1 protein-coding gene is annotated in these 1,029 nt (G+C 45.6%); it reads right to left on the bottom strand.

Annotation, left to right across the window (positions count from 1 at the left end):
• Positions 1-1,029: Ig-like domain-containing protein (locus tag RJ60_RS15735; protein ID WP_180979997.1), on the bottom strand; the 1,029-nt coding region annotated here is incomplete at both ends.

Genomic DNA, 1,029 nt, shown 5'->3' with positions numbered 1-1,029 from the left:
TTGCTGGATGTCCAGACACCATCTTTCGCCATTTCAATAGTTGCGTGGCTTATCTTAGATGTTCCTTCACTCGAGGCAAACCTTATTCCTCCCCAGTCGCCTTTAAGCGCCGGAGTCTCGTTTGAAGTGAATAGTAAAGGCTCAGTTTCACTTCCTTCTGCAAATAGCTTTCCATAAACTATAAGATCGGCTGCATTCGTATCTTCCTGTCCGTTGTTATCAGGATCGGATATGTAGGTGAACCTAACCTCAACTCCCGGTTCTATTATCAGCTGCGCTCCAGATTCAACTACGATGTCTCCCGTGATTATGTATGGAGAGTTGGCCTTAGTCATGAGCGCATATCCGGAGATCATTCCTTCGAATTCTCCGCCAGGAATTAAATAATAGTCTGTGCTGAAAGAGTAGACTTCACTTGCCGTTTCAGCTCCGTGAGGATCTCTGGCCACTATCATCCAGAAGTATGTCTTTCCAGCAGTTATTTCTTGAACATGAAGACTTGTAGCTGATTGTGTAGCTATAACTTCCAGCGCTTCTATGTCTTCTCCGAAATAAACATCATATGTCAGAAGCTGGCCGTCCGGATCGCTGCAATTCCAGCTGAGCTCTACCGAAGTTGTATTGATTAACAGGGCAGCGTTTTCCGGAGATACCAGTTGCGGCTCTTCCGGAGGTCTGTTAGTGTTCTCAACAGTCAGCGTGAATGTCGTTTCAACCTCTCCTCCATTTCCGTCGGCTGCCTTTATCGTTACCTGGTATGTTCCGGCAGCATCGTAATTGGGACTGTAGGTATATTCGCTGCCAATAACCGTACCCACGCCTGAAATTACCGCGAAAACAAGGTTGTCTCCGTCAGGATCTTCGAAGTAATCAAGCAGTTCTAAGTTAAGCGTTTCTCCTTCCGCTATTGTCTGATCAGGTATTCCATCTGTAACGGGAGGTCTGTTAGTTTTCGTTACTTCGATTATGAATGTGTCTGTCATCATATTTCCCGCTGTATCTTCAACCGCTATATCAACTGTCTGGTTT

The organism is Mesotoga sp. B105.6.4 (assembly GCF_002896535.1).
Taxonomy (GTDB): domain Bacteria; phylum Thermotogota; class Thermotogae; order Petrotogales; family Kosmotogaceae; genus Mesotoga.
This window is presented reverse-complemented; position numbering and strand designations above follow the sequence as displayed.